Below are 18,076 nucleotides of genomic sequence, written 5' to 3' on the forward strand. Positions count from 1 at the left end.
ACTCTCTAACATGATAAAACCATACGCAGGGTACCCTGCGTATGGTCCTTATTTGGCATATTCGACAGAACGTGTTTCTCGGATGACTGTCACTTTAATATGTCCTGGATAATTTAACTCTTCCTCAATACGTTTACGAATGTCTCGTGCTAGGCGATGTGCCGAGATGTCGTCAATGATATCTGGTTTGACGATAATTCGGATTTCTCGTCCTGCTTGAACCGCAAAGGACTTTTCTACTCCTTCGTACGATTCAGAGATCTCTTCTAATTTTTGAAGACGTTTGATGTAATTTTCGAGTGTCTCACTTCGTGCACCAGGGCGAGCAGCAGATAAAGCATCGGCAGCAGCAACTAATACTGCAATGACAGATGTTGGCTCAGTGTCTCCGTGGTGAGAGGCAATACTGTTAATAACGACTGGGTGCTCTTTATACTTCGTTGCAAGCTCTACCCCAATCTCAACGTGGCTACCTTCCACTTCGTGGTCAATGGCTTTCCCGATGTCGTGAAGAAGACCCGCACGGCGAGCGAGTGTAACATCTTCACCAAGCTCAGCAGCAAGTAATCCTGCTAAGAAGGCAACCTCAGTAGAGTGTTTTAAAACATTTTGTCCGTAACTTGTACGGTAACGAAGACGACCTAAGATTTTAATCAGATCCGGGTGAAGATTGTGAATACCCACGTCAAATGAAGTTTGTTCTCCTACTTCACGAATGTATTCATCTACCTCGCGACGAGATTTATCGACCATCTCTTCAATACGAGCTGGGTGAATGCGTCCGTCTTGGACTAATTTTTCTAAAGCAAGCCTTGCTGTTTCACGTCGTATAGGATCAAATCCAGAAAGAATGACTGCCTCCGGTGTATCATCGATAATTAAATCGATACCAGTCAGAGTCTCAATCGTTCGGATATTCCGGCCTTCACGACCGATAATACGACCTTTCATTTCATCGTTTGGAAGGTTGACTACAGAAACAGTAGTTTCTGCTACGTGATCCGCAGCAAAACGTTGAAGAGCTAAAGATAAGATTTCTCTAGATCGTTTATCCGCTTCTTCTTTTGCACGCGTTTCAAATTCCTTCGTCATGACAGCGATATCAGTGGATAGTTCGTTTTCTACTTCACGTAAAATCAATGTACGTGCTTCTTCACGAGTTAAAGCGGAAATACGCTCCAACTGATGTTGTTGTTCTTGAACCAGCTCTTCCACTTTACTTTCTTTTTGTTCAATATGCTGTTGTCTTTCCGCCAACGCTTCTTCTTTACGTTCTAAACTGTTTTCTCGCTTATCGAGTGTTTCATCTTTACGATCAAGATTCTCTTCCCGTTGAACGAGTCGATTCTCTTGTTTCTGCAGTTCAGCACGTCGTTCACGAATGTCGGCTTCTGCTTCTGTGCGCAATGTGTGTACTTCATCTTTTGCTTCTAGAAGAGCTTCTTTTTTAAGTGCTTCCGCTTCACGCTTTGCTTCTTCTAGAATCAGTTCAGAGGACTGTTTGGCTCCAGTGACCTTGGAATCATTAAGTTTTTTAAGATACCAATACCCAACAACGGCACCGACAAATAGACCAAGCAAAGCGGAGATGATGATTTCAATCATGCAGACACCCCCTCTTGCTATTTGATGTTTCAGTCGGCTGACGCTTGTCTGCCTGTTTTTACGTTTTGCATGAAAATAATAGAAAATACAAATTCATTGTATCGATATAAAAAATCACTGTCAAGTTGATGGAAAAAAGCGCACGTCAAAAGACGTGCGCCGGTTCTCCTATTCTTCGTCTAAAACAAGCTCAAAGTCTTCCTCATCTTCTTCATGTGCAGCAATTGTGTAAGAGCTCGCTGCCATTCCAAGAGATTCACGGATCTGAGAAGCAATTGTATGTTTAATAGCTTCATTTTCTTTCAAGAATTGTTTTGCATTTTCGCGACCTTGACCTAGGCGGTCATCGTTGTAGGCATACCAAGAGCCGCTTTTTTGTACGATGTCCAGATCAGACCCCATATCGATAATTTCTCCTTCTTGAGAAATCCCTTCTCCATACATGATATCTACTTCAGCTGTACGGAATGGTGGCGCTACTTTATTTTTCACAACTTTGATTTTAGTCTTGTTCCCCATGATGTCAGTACCTTGCTTGATAGCCTCAGCACGACGTACTTCAAGACGAATCGTACTATAGAACTTTAGGGCACGACCACCAGGGGTTACTTCTGGGTTACCGAACATCACACCAACTTTTTCACGAATCTGGTTGATAAAGATGGCAATAGTATTCGATTTATTGATAGCACCCGATAATTTACGAAGAGCCTGAGACATTAAACGAGCTTGAAGACCAACGTGAGAATCCCCCATTTCCCCTTCAATCTCTGCTTTAGGAACTAAAGCCGCAACAGAGTCAATTACAAGAATATCAACAGCGCCGCTTCGAACTAGTGCTTCTGCGATTTCAAGGGCTTGTTCTCCTGTATCTGGTTGAGAAAGTAATAACTCATCAATGTTAACACCTAATTTTTGAGCATAAACTGGATCAAGTGCGTGCTCTGCATCGATAAATGCTGCTGTACCACCAGATGCTTGTGCTTCTGCAATGGCATGAAGAGCAACAGTTGTTTTACCTGAGCTTTCTGGTCCATATATTTCAACAATACGACCGCGTGGATATCCACCCACACCAAGTGCTGCATCAAGCGCTAATGAACCACTGGAAGATGTCTGGATTTCACGATCCGTCTTCTCACCAAGCTTCATTACGGAACCTTTACCGAATTGTTTTTCTATTTGTTTGAGAGCCATATCTAAGGCTGCTTTACGATCTGCCAAATGAAATTCCTCCTAAGAAATCAAATGTTGTTTCTATACTTACTATACTCTTTTAATGAGAAAAATACAAGCAAAAAGCGAACGTTTATTCGTATTTTTTCAAACAACTCGAATTTGGCAAAATAGAGTTTTGTGCATAGAAAAACTCACGGACTGAAATGTCCATGAGTTCATTTTAAACGTCGATTTGATTGTATTCTCGCAGCAACTGCAACAAATAGTGGATGGTGAACTTTACAGCACGTATCCGATTTGTGTTTCGCATACCCGATAAATGTAGCTCATAGCTATAGCTCTTATCTTGAAAAGCAATTCCGATCCATACTGTCCCAGCAGGCTGGCCTCCATGATTGTCAGGTCCAGCAGCGCCAGTAATCCCTACACCAATATCTGTTTTGAATAGCGCTTGAATCTTTCGTGCCATCTCTTCTGCACACTGACCGCTGACAACAGAGTGCTCATCAATAATTACTGGATCGACTCCAAGCTGATTAATCTTGACATCTTCATTATATGCGATGATTCCGCCAGCAAGTGCTTGTGCCATACCAGGAATTGTGGCAAGCTCTGCTTGGAAGAGACCTGCTGTCATACTTTCAGCTGCAGCAATTGTCAGCTTCTGATTAATCAGCATTTCTTTAAGCTTCAAAGGAAGGGAGTCATTGTTGTAGCCATAGACGTATTTCCCAACACGATTCACTATTTCCGCCTGAACTTTTTGAATTGCATCCCAAGCTTCCTCTTCCGTTTCTCCAGTTGCCGTCAAACGAATGGTTACTTCTCCATCTGAAGCAAGCGGAGCAATTGTAGGATTTGTTTGCGCGTCAATCAGATCTTCTAGACGTGTCTCAAGCTCCGCTTCCCCAATTCCGAAAAAGCGAATCACATGAGAATAAATCATCCGATTATTCAACACTTGTTTGGCTAGGAGCGGCTTGGCTTCATATTGAAACATTGGTTCTAATTCTTTTGGAGGTCCAGGTAAAAGAATATACGTATGTTCTTCTTTCTTATAGTACATTCCTGGAGCCATTCCATTGTGATTCTTTAGAACAGATGCGCCTTCAAACACAAGGGCTTGCTGTTTGTTATTTTCAGTCATTGGACGTTTACGCTGTGCAAAGAATTCTTCGATAAACTGAAGAGCATCCGTATCGAGGACCAGCGAAGTTCCTAAATGTTCTGCAATGGTTTGTTTCGTCAAGTCATCCTTTGTCGGACCGAGCCCTCCCGAGAATAGTAAAATATCGGCACGACTCTCCGCAATTTTTATCGCATCTAGTAGTCGTCCTCTATTGTCTCCCACAACAGTATGATAGTGAATATTGATTCCCATCTCCGCCAGTTGAGTGGACAAGAACTGTGCGTTTGTATTGACGATTTGTCCTAGTAATAATTCAGAGCCTACTGCAATTATTTCAGCGCGCATGGATATCTCTCCTTACTTGGAGTCGAGTAGAACACGACGATTTAAATAGAAGTAATCATAACCTGACCACACTGTAAATACAAGACAGACATACAGCATGATTGTAGCAAATGGGAATCCAATTAGAGCAAATCCAATGTTCCCTAAAAGCAGTGCCGAAATCGCAACCGTCTGTGTCCACATTTTAATTTTGCCTAACTGATTAGCTGCTACAACTTCTCCTCCACCTGCTAAAATCAAGCGAAGTCCTGTCACAGCAAACTCACGACTAATAATTATAATGACAACCCAGGCTGGAGCCATGTCAAATTCTACAAGAAGAATTAAAGCGGCTGAAACCAATAGCTTATCAGCAAGTGGGTCTAAGAATTTCCCCATATTGGTTACGAGGTTGTGCTTACGCGCAATGTAGCCGTCAATAAAGTCTGTGATGGATGCAAAGATGAAAATAATGGCACCAATTAAGTGACCAACAGGAATTGTTGCCCCTAGTAAAGAAAGTTCTCCAAACCCGAAGTCCACAAGCATAAACAGCATAAAAATAGGAATTAAAAAAATGCGAAACAAAGAAATCTTATTTGGTAAATTCATAATCATCGCTCCTTTCTATAAGAAAACAGGCCTTGTCCAAAACGGACAAGGCGTTTATTCAGTCGTCCAATTGAAATATAAGTTTTCTGGTCCTTCACCTTTTTGATACTCTACTTTCGTATCATTGATTAAAATAGTTACAAGGTCAGGTCGTGCAACTCGAACTCTGTAAGTTCCTGGTTCAGGGAGTTCAAAGTCTACCGTACCGTCTAAAGCAGTATAAATTCGTGCCCGATCTAATAATTCCACACCTGATGCATCTCTTATCGAGAGCCATGAGTCTCCTGTAAAAGTGATACTCAAGTTTAGCGATTCAATTCCTTCAACATCATAGAATGAGTCTTCTCCTTGGTTGCCTGTTGGAGTTATTGAAACATCCTCAACTGGTTCCGCTTCTGTCTCCTCTTCTGAAGTGGTTTCATCAGCTTCCTCATCCTCAGCAGGAGCAGCAGGTTCTGGGTCCTGTGTCTCAATGATAATCTCAGTTTCTCCACCATCTTCAACTGGAGGATCTATTGGTGCTCTTTGAGAAAGTACGTAAGCAATCGCAAGAATCGCTATTACAAAGAGAGCCACTAAAATCATCGGGAAAATTTCCATTAAACGATTTCCACCCCCACCTAAGCGGTAGCCTCTAGAACGAGATGTTGTAGAAGCCGCTAATGGCGGAGAAGATGTCCGAGTAGCTGCAGGAATTTCATTTTTGTATTGCTCTAGTAATTCATCTCCATGCAAACCGACAGCATCTGCATATTGTCTGATGAATGCGCGGACATAAAAGGGTCCCGGCATCGCTTCATAATTTCCTTCTTCAATTCCGTGTAAGTAACGCTTTTGGATCTTAGTTAAAGCTTGTATATCATCAATAGATAAGTTTTTTTCAGTTCTCGCTTGACGAAGACGAGCACCTAATTCTGACACAGCATTCACCTGCCTTCTTTAAAATTCAAATCCGCCAAATCCACCGAATCCACCGAAATCATTGTTTCCATGATTCTTTTCCATCATTTCGTACGTGATTTCCTCATCCGGTGTATGACGCAGTTCTATAATATAATCAAAATCATCAATAGAGTATTCTGAGTGTTGCACAAACATATCCGGGTGTTCCACCACTTTAATGGTCGGCATCCGCATCATTTCTTTAACTAGCTGATGATGTCGCTCATCCGAAGACTTGCGCGTGACGATTCCGTCTAAAATGAAGATGTTTTGCTGACTGAATTCGTCTCCCATCAACTGATTCCGCACAGTCTGTTTGATCATCGTAGAAGAAAGAAAAATCCACTTTTTATTCGCACAAACACTTGCAGCTACGACCGACTCTGTCTTTCCGACACGTGGCATCCCACGAATTCCAATCAACTTATGTCCGTCCTGCTTAAAGATTTCAGCCATGAAATCAACTAGAAGACCTAAGTCGTCTCGAACAAACCGGAACGTTTTGCGGTCATCTAAATCTCTTTGTATGTAGCGACCGTGACGCACAGCCAAACGGTCTCGCAGTTTCGGCTCACGGTATTTGGTCAATTGGATAGTTTCCATAGTGGAAATAATATGTTCAAAACGGTCAATACTAGCTTTGGATTGAGCATTCAATAGCATGCCTCTACGTCCTTCATCCACTCCATTGATTGTAACGATGGTAATCCGTAACATCCCTAATAGCGAGGCGATGTCTCCTAACAAACCCGGCCTGTTGATTTGAATCTCGTATTCAAAGAACCACTCCGTCGTCATTGACCTTCCCCCTCATCTACTTCTTTATGATAACGAATTTTTTGTTCTACGAAAAGAATCATCCTATTAAGTTCCATCCACCATCTACAGCGATCTGTTGCCCGGTAATAAAATGACTTTCATCGCCCACTAAAAAACTGACAGCATGGGCTATCTCTTCAGGTCGTCCTTTTCGTTTTAATGGAATTGTAGAAATTGTAGCTTCTTCGTCTTCTTCAGTTAAATGACCGTGTATTCCTGAATCAATGTAGCCTGCTTGTACAGCATTGACTCTTACAGGTAGCGTTGCCCATTCTCTGGCTAAACTTTTAACCATACCGTTTTGAGCAGCTTTAGCAACACTGTATGCCACTTCCCACGAAGCTCCTTTATCACCAAAAATAGACCCTATAAAGACGATACTGGAACACTTCAACTTCGGATAAAGAGCCTGTAACAGTTTTTGTGGCGCTAACAGGTACGTATCGAGTAGCGCATCACTCTCTTCAATAGTAGTTGCCATCCATTCTTTGTAGAGAGTAACACCGTGAGCAAACACAAGTGCATCCAATTCAAATACAAAAGAAACGTCCATCTCGCTCTTTGAACTCATTTCAAATGAATGCAAAGAAAAATGCTGAGATGGGTAGCGTTCACTCAATTCTTGAACAAGAGTCTTCCCTTTTTCGCAAGAGCGGTAACAGTGGAGATAAAGATTCCATCCGTCTTCAGCTAAACGTATTGCGGTTGCCGATCCAATCGCTCCGGTAGAGCCTATGACTAAAGCAAACTTACTTTTTGCCATTTGTAGGTTGAATGACAAATTGAGTGTGTGCTGTTTCCACTTGCAGTTGCTTATAGACTGATTTCAAATCCTCAATGGTCAATGTCTCGACGACAGGGAGAACTTGGAATAGTTCCATATCATTGAAACGGTACCGAGTGAATTGGTTGGCAATGTACTCTATCGAATTAAGAGAACGTAAAAACATTCCGATTTTTCGTTTTTTAGCCCGTTCAAGCTGCTCAGTTAAAGACGTATACTCTTCGAAAGGAGTTGCAAGCTGTCGTTTGATTGCTGCAATCAGCTCTTCAGGACGATCTGTGTCAGAACCGATCATGGAGAATCCGTAACTGGTTTCTAACGAAAAGTCAGCAGAGTAAGACTCATCAATTAAGCCTTGTTCATAAGCACTTTCAAAGAATGTTGAAGAGCGGCCAAATACACTGTCTAAAATCGTTTGCATAGCCAACTCATAACGCAACATTTCCTCTCCAGCTAACTGGTGCACAGGAGCTTTGATTCCAAATAAAACCTTTGGTTGCACGACATCCATGGCCATTTCTCGGTAAGGAGTGGCAACTGTATCTGGCTCTGTCGGCAATACATGAATCACCTCAGGCTTGTCTTGGAACTGCTTTTTCTGTTGGTTTTCTTTAACCAGTTCGATGAAGACTTGCGGATCAACTGCCCCGACAGCAAATAGAACCATGTTGGACGGGTGGTAGAATGTCTCGTGACACGTATACAGATGCTCCGCTGTAATTTCTTGAATCGATTCAACAGTTCCTGCAATATCAATTTTCACAGGATGTTCATGATACATATTCTCAATTGTACCAAAATACAAACGCCAATCCGGCATATCGTCATACATTGTAATCTCTTGAGCAATAATTCCTTTTTCTTTGTTCACAGTAGCTTCCGTAAAATAAGGTTGTTGTACAAAGTCTAACAGCGTCTGCGTATGTGTATGGATATTGTCTGTTGCAGAAAATAAGTAAGACGTTCGAGTAAATGAAGTGAAAGCATTTGCGGATGCCCCTTCTTCACTGAACTTTTGGAACACGTCTCCATCTTCTTTCTCAAACATCTTATGCTCTAAAAAATGGGCAATCCCGTCAGGAACTAATACTGCTTCTTTACCAGGAGGAATGAAGTGGTTGTCGATAGAACCATACTTCGTCGTAAACGTTACATATGTCTTAGAGAAGCCAGACTTTGGAAGGACATAGACTTCTAGACCATTCTCTAGTTTTTCACGGTATAGTGTCTCTTTTAACTGATCGTATGTGAGTTTATGCATGCTGCTCCTCCTTTGTAGTGAGGAAGTACGTGTGGATCTTGTGGACGGAATGCGCAAGTTCTTGGACGTCTTGCTTCGTAATGGTCTCCCATTTTTTGGCCCACCCATCCAAAGTAAAGTCTGGATCGATTTCTTGATAGGACTCATAGACTTCAATCAATCCTCGTGCGGAATCTTTAATTTCCATAAGCTGATTTTTCAACATAGACTTCGTTTGAAGAAACTCTCTATCAGAAATAGTGCCATTTTTTAATTCTTCGAGTTGCTGATCAATAAGCGATTCTGCTTTGTCTTTCTGAGCTGGATCTATACCACTTACTGCAAATAGTAGTCCATAAGATGAAGCAAACGAACTAGATGCATAATACGCTAAACTTTCTTTTTCACGAACGTTCGTAAAAAGTTTAGAATGCGGATAAGCTCCTAATATCCCATTTAATACTTGCATTGTTGGAAACTCAGGTGACTGTGCCGTGACTGGTGTTTCGTAAGCCATATGCAATTTTGCTTGTTTCATATCTAGGTACTCAACTGTTTCTTCAAAAGTAGACGTCTTAGGCTGCATGACATCACGCTCTTTGAATTCACGCCCTTCAAACCCAAAGTATGAAGTAATCAGGTCACGATAATGAGCTGTATCAATGTCTCCCACCACATAAATCGAAATTTCGTCTTGAGAAATCATAGAGTGGTAAGCATCCATCACTTGTTGTAAGGTAACACCTTTTACTAGCTCTTTGTCACCGGTTGCAGAGATGGAAGCAGGATGATGTGGTCGAATCAATTCCATCAGTCGATGCTGTGCATAACGAGATTTGTCTTCATAAAGTGACTCAATTCGAGTTTGCACTTGTTTTTTCTCTCGCTCAAAAATACGAACATCAAAAGTAGAAGTTGTCAGAAGCGGCTTTATTAGCACTGCTTGAATCAACTCCAATACGTCTTCTGTCAAATTGTGTTCGGCTAAGTAGGTATCATTAACAAAGTCCGCATTTAAATAGACCGTATGACGATCAGCACGCTTCATCGTATCGAGATAGACAGAAGTACCGTATAACTCGTCAAGTTTTTGACGAAATGCGCTATTTGTCGGTGTCAGCTGGTTGCTAAACTGTAACAGGTTGGATAACACTGTGCGGACTCCTGCATTCTCTTCTGTAAGTTGTGTTGTAAATTTAATAGAAAGTGTAATGGTTTTAAATTGCTTGGTAGGCAATGTATAAAGACGCACACCTGGTGCAAGTTGTTGAATCGTAAACAAAATAAAGGCCCCTTTCTCTAACGTTTAGTGTACCACTATCATGTGCATACGACTATCGTTTCAGCATGAAAAAAGGCCTCCAAATGGAGACCTTTTTGAGAATTAACGTTTTCCTTTAATGTATGGCTGTCCGATTGCCTTTGGCGCACTTGCTTTCCCAATAAATCCAGCTAGAGCAAGAATCGTCAATACATAAGGTAAGATGTCTAAGTAGACCGTTGGGACTTGGTCGATGAAGTCGATTGAACCACCAACAATCTTTAAAGATTGAGCAAGTCCAAAGAACAATGCAGCTCCCATTGCACCTAGTGGATGCCATTTACCAAAGATCATAGCCGCTAGTGCCATGAAGCCTTGTCCGTTGATTGTAGAATGAGAAAACTCGTATGAAATCGATTGTGCATAAGCCGCTCCACCAATTCCTGCTAGCATCCCAGACAAAACAACTGCGATATAGCGCATACGATTTACTTTCACGCCCATTGTGTCTGCAGCCATTGGGTGTTCCCCAACAGCACGTAAACGCAGTCCAAACGGTGTTTTATAAATGACAAACCAAGCAAGGATTGCAACTGCGATTGCAAGAATGGAAGTACTGTAGACATCAGAGAAGAACATAGGACCAATGAAAGGAATATCACTAAGTACCGGAATATCAAATCGAATGAACTGTTCTGAAACGTAATCCGTTTGACCTTTATCGTAAATCAGTTTGACAGCGAATAGAGCAATCGCCACACCTAGCATGTTGATTGCAACCCCAGAGATTGTCTGATCTGCACGGAAGCTAATTGATGCGACCGCATGTAGTAAAGAGAAAATTCCGGATACAACCATAGCTGCGAGTAACGAGAACCAGATGGTGCTTCCACCTAATTGGTCAGCAAATGTTAAGTTGAACACAATCCCGACAAATGCTCCCATGACCATTAATCCTTCTAATCCGATGTTGATAACTCCGGATTTTTCCGAAAATACCCCTCCGATTGCTACAAAGATAAGTGGTGCCGCATATGCAATCGAAACAGGCACAATAAAGTAAAGAGCTTCTAAAAAGGCGCCCATTTATTTCGCCTCCTTTTTACTACTGATCTTCTCAAGGAACAGGCGAAGTACATAACCTGATGCTACGAAGAAAATGATGATGGCAATAACAATTGATACGATTTCGACAGGTACGCCTGCTTCGTTTGGCATGTTTAAAGATCCGTATTGAAGGGCTCCAAACAAAGTAGCTCCAAATACTACTCCGAGTGGCGTATTCGCACCTAATAAGGCAACCGCAATCCCGTCAAATCCGATTCCTGTAAATCCACCTTTTACGTTCGCGTACTGGAACGTCCCAAGAGCTTCCATAGCTCCTGCAAGACCAGCAAAAGCTCCTGCAATAACCATTGATAAAATAATGTTGCGACTTACGTTCATACCTGCATACTCAGATGCATTTTGGTTAAAACCAACTGCTTTTAATTCAAAACCAGTTTTTGTTTTCTCAAGAATAAACCACATAACGAAGACCATCGCTAATGCAATTAGAATTCCGTAGTGAAGTCGTGAAAAGTCTGTCAATCCTTGTAGGAAAGGAGATCCTAAAGACGCACTTTCTGCAATACGTCCCGTATTGTCTCCACCATCTGATACATAGCGGATCAATGCATTTGTAACAAATAAGGCAATGTAGTTCATCATGATGGTCACGATAACTTCATGCACTTTTAATTTCGCTTTTAATAGTCCTGGAATGAAGCCCCAGAAAGCCCCTGCAACAGCTGCAGCAAGAACTGCAAGTGGCAAGTGAATAAATGCTGGAAGATCGGTAAACGCAACTCCAACCCAAGCTGCTGCGAACCAACCTACAATAAGCTGTCCTTCAACACCAATGTTAAATAACCCCGTGCGGAAAGCAAAAGCTACCGCAAGTCCAGCTAAAATATAGGGTGTGATTTGACGAATGGTCTCCCCAATCGCATAGATGTCCCCGAAAATTCCGTTCCAAAGTGCCGCGTATCCTTCAATTGGATCATACCCAGTAAATAACATAATGAGTGCGCCAACTAATAACCCTAACACGACTGAAACAGCGGGCACGAGAATGTTAATCAGTCTATTCGACATGTGCTGTCTCCCCCTGCTTTGATCGTCTCTGTTTTGCTTGTCCCGCCATTAATAGACCTAGCTCTTGTTCCGTAGTTTTCTTCGGATCAAGCGTATCGATAATATACCCGTCATACATTACGGCAATGCGGTCCGATACGTTCATCACTTCATCTAACTCATATGAGAGTAGTAGAACGGCTTTTCCATTATCACGCTGCTCGATCAGACGTTGGTGAATGAATTCAATAGCGCCAACATCAAGCCCTCGAGTAGGAAGTGCCGCAATCAATAAATCTGGGTCACGGTACACTTCACGACCAATGATCGCCTTCTGCTGGTTTCCTCCAGATAATGAACGAGCTAATGCATCTTCTCCAGTAGTACGAACATCATAGTCTGCGATGATTTTCTTCGCAAGCTCAGATACTTTGCTATAATTCATAATGCCGTTTTTAGCAATCGGCTCTTTGTAATACGTTTGAAGAGCGATATTGTGTCCAATTGGGAAATCTAGAACCAGACCGTGTTTGTGACGGTCTTCCGGAATGTGACCTATCCCACTTTCTGTAACTTTACGTGGTTTAAGATTCGTGATTTCATTTCCATTAATAAACACAGTTCCAGATTTTGTTTTACGGAGACCCGTAATCGCTTCAATCAATTCACTTTGTCCGTTTCCGTCAATTCCGGCTAGACCTAGAATTTCCCCTTTACGAACAGTCAGTGACAAGTTTTTCACTTTGTCGATACCTCGGTAATCTTGTACTACGAGATCCTTGATGACAAGAGCATCTTCTCCTGGAGTCGCATCTTTTTTCACAGTTTTGAATTCTACTTGACGTCCTACCATCAATGAAGCAAGCTCATTTGGATTCGTCTCAGCAGTGGTGACCGTCCCAATCCCTTGGCCTTTACGGATAACTGTAACGCGATCAGAAACTTCCATAATTTCTTTAAGCTTATGAGTAATAAGGATGATGGATTTCCCTTCAGCAATTAGTCGTTTCATGATTCCAATCAAATCTTCGATTTCTTGAGGTGTTAAAGAAGCAGTCGGCTCGTCAAAAATCAAAATTTCAGCACCACGATAAAGCGTTTTCAAAATTTCTACACGTTGTTGCATACCAACTGAGATATCTTCAATCTTTGCTGTCGGATCTACATCCAAACCATACATCTCTGAAAGTTCGGTGATTTTTTTTGCAGCGACTTTTTTATCAATCACGCCACCCTTTGTCAGTTCGTTTCCAAGGATGATGTTTTCTGTAACAGTAAAGTTTTCAACAAGCATAAAGTGTTGGTGAACCATACCAATACCTAAATCATTTGCGATATTCGGGTTTGCAATATCCACTTTTTGCCCCTTCACGCGAATCTCACCTGCTTCTGGCTGGTAAAGACCGAATAAAACGTTCATCAAAGTCGATTTCCCTGCACCATTTTCACCAAGAAGTGCGTGAATCTCGCCTTTCTTCAATTGAAGGGTAATATTATCATTTGCAACGAAGTTACCAAACTCTTTTCGGATGTTTAGCATTTCGATAACATACTCCATGTAGCTCACTCCAATTCTATCTAAATAACACATGAAAGATTTAGGATTTCTAAAATCTTTCATCTATTATTTGGAATTTAGTTAAAAAAAGAACATAAAGACCGATACATATCGGTCTTTATGATTCTTCAGTATGTCCTACTCACGTGTTTCAGGTACTGTAATTTCACCATCAACGATTTGTTGCTTGAATTCTTCAATTTGAGCCATGATGTCATCTGGAATAGCTCCACGAGAATCAGCTAGGCCAACACCTTCTTCAGCAAGTCCATAAACAGTAGATTGTCCACCTGGGAACTCTCCGTTCATAGCTGCTTCAGAAATACGGTAAACTGCTTCGTCAACGCGTTTCAACATAGAAGTTAAAGTGACGTTTGTATCGCCAACAGCACCTTCTTCGTATTGGTCAGAGTCAACTCCGATTACCCATACATTTGCATCTGGATCTTTTGTTTTACGCTCTTTCGCTTCTGCGAATACACCGTTCCCTGTACCACCAGCAGCGTGGAAGATAATATCTACGCCTTCAGAGTACATGCGGTTAGCAGTAGTTTTACCTAGCTCTGCTTTGTCGAATGCACCTGTGTACTGAACATCTACTTCGATAGATGGGTCAACAGCTTCAACACCAGCTAAGAAACCAACTTCAAAGCGCTCGATTACTGGAATTTCCATTCCACCAACAAAACCGATTTGTTTTGATTCAGACATTAATGCTGCAGCAACACCAGCTAAGAATGCACCCTCTTGCTCTTTGAAAAGAACAGAAGCTACGTTTGGCTGATCTACAACTGCATCAATGATTGCAAGTTGAGCATCTGGTTGTTGTTGAGCGATATCATTAACTGCCGCTTCCATTAAGAAACCAATTCCGAATACCACGTCAAAGTCACGACGAACTAGGTTGTTTAGGTTCGTTACGTAGTCAGCATCTGAAGCTGATTGTAGGTAATCATAACCACCGTCTCCTTGAGCTAGGCCGTTGTCTTCACCAAACTTTTGAATACCTTCCCAAGCTGATTGGTTGAATGATTTGTCATCCACTCCACCAACGTCTGTTACCATAGCTACTGAGAAATCTGCTGTTTCTTCTGTTGGCTCTGAACCTTCGCCAGAGTTCCCGTTTGTTTCTTGTGTTTCTTCATCAGAACCACATGCTGCAAGTAATGTACCTGCTGCTAACATTACAGATAGACCTAAACCGTATTTGCGTTTTGACACGTTAAAAACCCCCAAAATTAGTTTCTTATTAGTAGGAATTGACGATTACACCCGTTTACGAATCACATGGAAACTGAATTTATCTGCACGGAAATAGTTTTTCGAGTACAAGACAACTCGGTCCTGCTCATCGTAATGAAGCTGCTTCAACACAAGAAGGGCAGTCTCCGGCTCACAGTTGAGTGTCGGGGAAGCCACGTCATGGTAGCCCATTGGATCGATAAAAGTTACTGCATGCGAGACACGTAACTCTCCAGACTGTTCAAGTGCGGAGAATAAAGAACCTTCTCTTCTACTCAAGTAATCCTCAGGTAGATATTTAGCTGGTACTTTGTCTACGCAATAAACAACTGGATCACCATTTGCAGTGCGAACACGTTCAATCGTGACGATCAAATCTTCCTCTGAACAACCAAAACGCTCCATATCTTCTTCTGTTGGAAGCGATTGCAAAGAACTTAAATAAATAACTCCAGGTTCCATACCGCCTTGCTTTATCATGGATGAAACACTGGATAATTGTTCAATACCTGAGGTAAAGACAGGTTTAGAGTTGATAAACGTCCCTACCCCATGGCGTCTGACAATTATGTTTTCCTCTTCAAGTAAGCGAAGAGCTTCTCGCAAAGTGGCTCGGCTGACACCGAGCATTTTTGCGAGTTCGAATTCAGAGGGAAGCTTTTCCTTCTCTTTGAATACGCCATTGTCGATATCTTGTTTGATACGATCAATTACCTGCAAATATAAATGCCGTTGATCAACCTTAATTGACACTTGCTACACCACCAATAACCAAAGAGATCAGACCTCTGATGTAAAACATTCCTACTAATCAGTGTTACTATTCCATTTAAAATCTTAAAAATAAATAGTTTTTTCTCTGAAATCGCAAAACTTTTAATGTTTTTGTAATCATTTTGTCATACTTCTTCCGTATCGTATGTCCCACGATTCATTAAAACCTGACGTGGCTTGGAACCTTCATATGGGCCAACAATACCAGCAAGTTCCAATTGATCGATAATTCGAGCAGCACGTGAATACCCGACTCGGAAACGGCGTTGAATCATAGAAACAGAAGCTGTTTGCATGTCCATGACTAGATTGGCAGCATCATCAAACAAGTCATCTCGCTCTTCTTGGTGAACGGTCTCTTCTACTTCTGACGGAATCATTTCTTCCACATAATTTGCTTTTTGCTGTTCGATGACTGCATCTACGACACGTTCCACTTCAGCATCTGATACAAACGCCCCTTGAACGCGGACGGGCTTGGAATTACCTGATGGATGGAACAGCATATCCCCACGTCCAAGCAGCTTCTCAGCACCTCCCATATCCAAGATGGTGCGTGAATCAATTGCAGAAGAAACGGAAAATGCGATACGTGAGGGGATATTGGCTTTAATAATTCCTGTGATTACATCCACACTCGGACGCTGTGTAGCAATGATCAAGTGAATACCTGATGCACGAGCCATCTGTGCAAGTCTTGTGATCGAATCTTCGACGTCATTTGAAGCTACCATCATCAAGTCAGCAAGCTCATCTACAAACACAACAATGTAAGGTAGTTTTGCATGCTGCTCTTCATTCTCACTGTTCCACTTATCAACGAACTGATTGTATCCTTCCATGTTTCGCGTCCCTGTATGTGAGAACAGATCGTAGCGTCGCTCCATCTCTGAAACGATTTTTTTTAGGGCCTGAGAAGCTTTCCGTGGATCGGTTACAACCGGTGCCAATAGATGAGGAATTCCGTTATAAACATTCAACTCCACCATCTTGGGATCGATCATCATCATTTTCACTTCATGGGGCTTCGCTCGCATCATCAGACTGACGATGATCCCATTCATGCACACACTCTTTCCAGAGCCCGTAGAACCCGCAACAAGTAGGTGCGGCATTTTGTTCAGTTCTGCTACAACCGCTTTCCCTGTAATGTCTCGACCAAGTGCAACAGCTAATTTCCCTGGATTGCCCATACTTCCTTCTTCCAAAACTTCTCTCAAACTTACCATAGCAACTTCTGAATTTGGAACTTCAATTCCTATCGCTGACTTGCCAGGTATCGGAGCTTCAATCCGAATGTCCCTAGCAGCTAATGCAAGAGCTAAATCATCACTTAGGCTAACAATACGACTTACCTTCACACCGACGTCTGGTAAGACTTCATATTTTGTTACTGCCGGCCCTAAGTGAACTTGAGTCACTTTGGCCTTTACACCAAAACTCAAAAAAGTATGTTCCAATTTTTTGGCGTTGGTCTGTATGGCACCAAGCTCTGAACTTTGGTCTGCATGAGGACTCGGTGTCAACAACTCAAAACTCGGCAATATGTAAGCTTCATTCTCAAGTTCTTGCCCAGCCAAGTTGATTTCCACCTCTGTCTCTGGAGTTTCCACTTTCTCAGGTTTAGGACGTTCATTAAATGCTGAAATAATGGGAGCTTGTGGTGGTTCTTGAGATGGTACTTCTTCTAATACCGTAGTGACTGACTCTTCCTCGTATGTTGGAGCTTGTGAGACCCCTTGTACTTCAGGTTGTTTCTCCACTTTTGTGCTGCGTCTTGTTTTAGCAGGCTTGACGGCGGGGGGCTGATTTTTCCAATTTTTAAACGCCTCCACACTCGAAGCTCCGAGCGCAGTAGATTGTTTAGCAAGCCATGGGAGTAAAGCTTTTCCGGTAATTAAGATGATACCGATAGAAATTAATATCCATGCAACGATTAAAGCACCATTAGCTGCTAAGAGTGCACGTGCCGCTGCATAGAGTAATCCACCAATCAGACCTCCTCCTTCATTGGATGTCGTTGTCTCAGAAAACAACACGTTCCACGTTTCCTTCATGACGGAAGGTGATACATCAAATCCAATCTCCTGACGCTGAGTAAACATCAGATGATGACTGACCATCAGAATGCCCGCAAATGATAGTATCGCGCCTGATGTGATGCGATTGGTCCACTTCGGAAAGGCTTGTTTGATCATCATCCAGAGTGCGTACAAAATAAAGAAAAAAGGAAGGGCAGCATGCCAATTTCCAAACAATGTGGTGCCGATCGCATGTAGACCGCGACCTACAGGACCATATTGGAACAAAGCAATAATCGCAAGTCCTATAAGAATGAGTCCAAAAATCTCAAAGAGTAAGGGATGGAGCGTTTTTGTTTTTTTCTTTTTTGTAGGTTTTCGTTTCGTTTGTTTCCTTGCCACAGGTGACGCTCTCCTTTCGTAAAGCTCGATTTCATTTCACTCATTAGTGAAAAAAGGGCCTCCTCCCCG

At 42.1% G+C, this 18,076-nt stretch carries 15 protein-coding genes; all 15 read right to left on the bottom strand.

What is annotated here, in order from left to right; genetic code table 11:
• Positions 1 to 48 precede the first annotated feature (48 nt).
• Positions 49 to 1,605, bottom strand: a complete 1,557-nt coding sequence (gene rny / locus CQS04_RS02900; protein WP_100352694.1) for a ribonuclease Y — start codon at positions 1,603 to 1,605, stop codon at positions 49 to 51.
• 168 nt (positions 1,606 to 1,773) lie between these two features.
• Positions 1,774 to 2,829: a recombinase RecA gene (gene recA / locus CQS04_RS02905; protein ID WP_100352695.1), complete on the bottom strand. Its 1,056-nt coding sequence runs from the start codon at positions 2,827 to 2,829 to the stop codon at positions 1,774 to 1,776.
• Positions 2,830 to 3,004: 175 nt separating this feature from the next.
• Positions 3,005 to 4,258 carry a competence/damage-inducible protein A gene (locus CQS04_RS02910; RefSeq protein WP_100352696.1) on the bottom strand — a complete coding sequence of 418 codons (1,254 nt, stop codon included), beginning with the start codon at positions 4,256 to 4,258 and terminating at the stop codon, positions 3,005 to 3,007.
• 12 nt (positions 4,259 to 4,270) lie between these two features.
• A complete protein-coding gene (gene pgsA, locus CQS04_RS02915; RefSeq protein ID WP_100352697.1) occupies positions 4,271 to 4,849 on the bottom strand; it encodes a CDP-diacylglycerol--glycerol-3-phosphate 3-phosphatidyltransferase in 579 nt (192 codons plus the stop codon).
• Between the two features lie 54 nt (positions 4,850 to 4,903).
• Positions 4,904 to 5,770 carry a helix-turn-helix domain-containing protein gene (locus CQS04_RS02920; RefSeq protein ID WP_100352996.1) on the bottom strand — a complete coding sequence of 289 codons (867 nt, stop codon included), beginning with the start codon at positions 5,768 to 5,770 and terminating at the stop codon, positions 4,904 to 4,906.
• Positions 5,771 to 5,788: 18 nt separating this feature from the next.
• Positions 5,789 to 6,589: a DUF3388 domain-containing protein gene (locus tag CQS04_RS02925; protein ID WP_094941688.1), complete on the bottom strand. Its 801-nt coding sequence runs from the start codon at positions 6,587 to 6,589 to the stop codon at positions 5,789 to 5,791.
• A gap of 58 nt (positions 6,590 to 6,647) precedes the next feature.
• Positions 6,648 to 7,373 (bottom strand): SDR family NAD(P)-dependent oxidoreductase, encoded by a 726-nt coding sequence (locus CQS04_RS02930; RefSeq protein ID WP_100352698.1) that lies wholly within the window; start codon positions 7,371 to 7,373, stop codon positions 6,648 to 6,650.
• Positions 7,360 to 8,655 carry an EF-P 5-aminopentanol modification-associated protein YfmH gene (gene yfmH / locus CQS04_RS02935; protein WP_100352699.1) on the bottom strand — a complete coding sequence of 432 codons (1,296 nt, stop codon included), beginning with the start codon at positions 8,653 to 8,655 and terminating at the stop codon, positions 7,360 to 7,362. The genes CQS04_RS02930 and yfmH overlap by 14 nt, the downstream gene beginning before the upstream one ends.
• On the bottom strand, positions 8,648 to 9,916 hold the full coding sequence (gene yfmF / locus CQS04_RS02940) for an EF-P 5-aminopentanol modification-associated protein YfmF (RefSeq protein WP_100352700.1): 1,269 nt from the start codon (positions 9,914 to 9,916) through the stop codon (positions 8,648 to 8,650). Before yfmF ends, yfmH begins: the two co-directional genes overlap by 8 nt.
• Positions 9,917 to 10,018: 102 nt before the next feature.
• Positions 10,019 to 10,981, bottom strand: a complete 963-nt coding sequence (locus CQS04_RS02945; protein ID WP_100352701.1) for an ABC transporter permease — start codon at positions 10,979 to 10,981, stop codon at positions 10,019 to 10,021.
• Entirely contained in the window at positions 10,982 to 12,031 is a 1,050-nt protein-coding gene (locus CQS04_RS02950) for an ABC transporter permease (protein ID WP_100352702.1), read from the bottom strand.
• Positions 12,021 to 13,568 carry an ABC transporter ATP-binding protein gene (locus tag CQS04_RS02955; RefSeq protein ID WP_100352703.1) on the bottom strand — a complete coding sequence of 516 codons (1,548 nt, stop codon included), beginning with the start codon at positions 13,566 to 13,568 and terminating at the stop codon, positions 12,021 to 12,023. The genes CQS04_RS02950 and CQS04_RS02955 overlap by 11 nt, the downstream gene beginning before the upstream one ends.
• Before the next feature lie 138 nt (positions 13,569 to 13,706).
• The gene (locus CQS04_RS02960) at positions 13,707 to 14,789 is read right to left on the bottom strand and encodes a BMP family lipoprotein (RefSeq protein ID WP_100352704.1); all 1,083 of its coding nucleotides are present in this window, start codon (positions 14,787 to 14,789) and stop codon (positions 13,707 to 13,709) included.
• Positions 14,790 to 14,834: 45 nt separating this feature from the next.
• The gene (locus tag CQS04_RS02965; protein WP_100352705.1) at positions 14,835 to 15,563 is read right to left on the bottom strand and encodes a GntR family transcriptional regulator; all 729 of its coding nucleotides are present in this window, start codon (positions 15,561 to 15,563) and stop codon (positions 14,835 to 14,837) included.
• 146 nt (positions 15,564 to 15,709) lie between these two features.
• Positions 15,710 to 18,007, bottom strand: coding sequence for a DNA translocase FtsK (locus CQS04_RS02970; protein ID WP_100352706.1), 2,298 nt, complete (start codon positions 18,005 to 18,007; stop codon positions 15,710 to 15,712).
• Positions 18,008 to 18,076 lie beyond the last annotated feature (69 nt).

The sequence above is a fragment of the Chryseomicrobium excrementi genome (assembly GCF_002798305.1).
Taxonomy (GTDB): Bacteria; Bacillota; Bacilli; order Bacillales_A; family Planococcaceae; genus Chryseomicrobium; species Chryseomicrobium excrementi.

Bases quoted from the DNA above. Each gene is read 5' to 3' on its own strand.
- CQS04_RS02955 (WP_100352703.1), bottom strand. From the start codon at position 13,568: ATGGAGTATGTTATCGAAATGCTAAACATCCGAAAAGAGTTTGGTAAC.
- rny (WP_100352694.1), bottom strand. From the start codon at position 1,605: ATGATTGAAATCATCATCTCCGCTTTGCTTGGTCTATTTGTCGGTGCC.
- yfmH (WP_100352699.1), bottom strand. From the start codon at position 8,655: ATGCATAAACTCACATACGATCAGTTAAAAGAGACACTATACCGTGAA.
- CQS04_RS02925 (WP_094941688.1), bottom strand. From the start codon at position 6,589: ATGACGACGGAGTGGTTCTTTGAATACGAGATTCAAATCAACAGGCCG.
- pgsA (WP_100352697.1), bottom strand. From the start codon at position 4,849: ATGAATTTACCAAATAAGATTTCTTTGTTTCGCATTTTTTTAATTCCT.
- CQS04_RS02910 (WP_100352696.1), bottom strand. From the start codon at position 4,258: ATGCGCGCTGAAATAATTGCAGTAGGCTCTGAATTATTACTAGGACAA.
- CQS04_RS02945 (WP_100352701.1), bottom strand. From the start codon at position 10,981: ATGGGCGCCTTTTTAGAAGCTCTTTACTTTATTGTGCCTGTTTCGATT.
- CQS04_RS02950 (WP_100352702.1), bottom strand. From the start codon at position 12,031: ATGTCGAATAGACTGATTAACATTCTCGTGCCCGCTGTTTCAGTCGTG.
- CQS04_RS02930 (WP_100352698.1), bottom strand. From the start codon at position 7,373: ATGGCAAAAAGTAAGTTTGCTTTAGTCATAGGCTCTACCGGAGCGATT.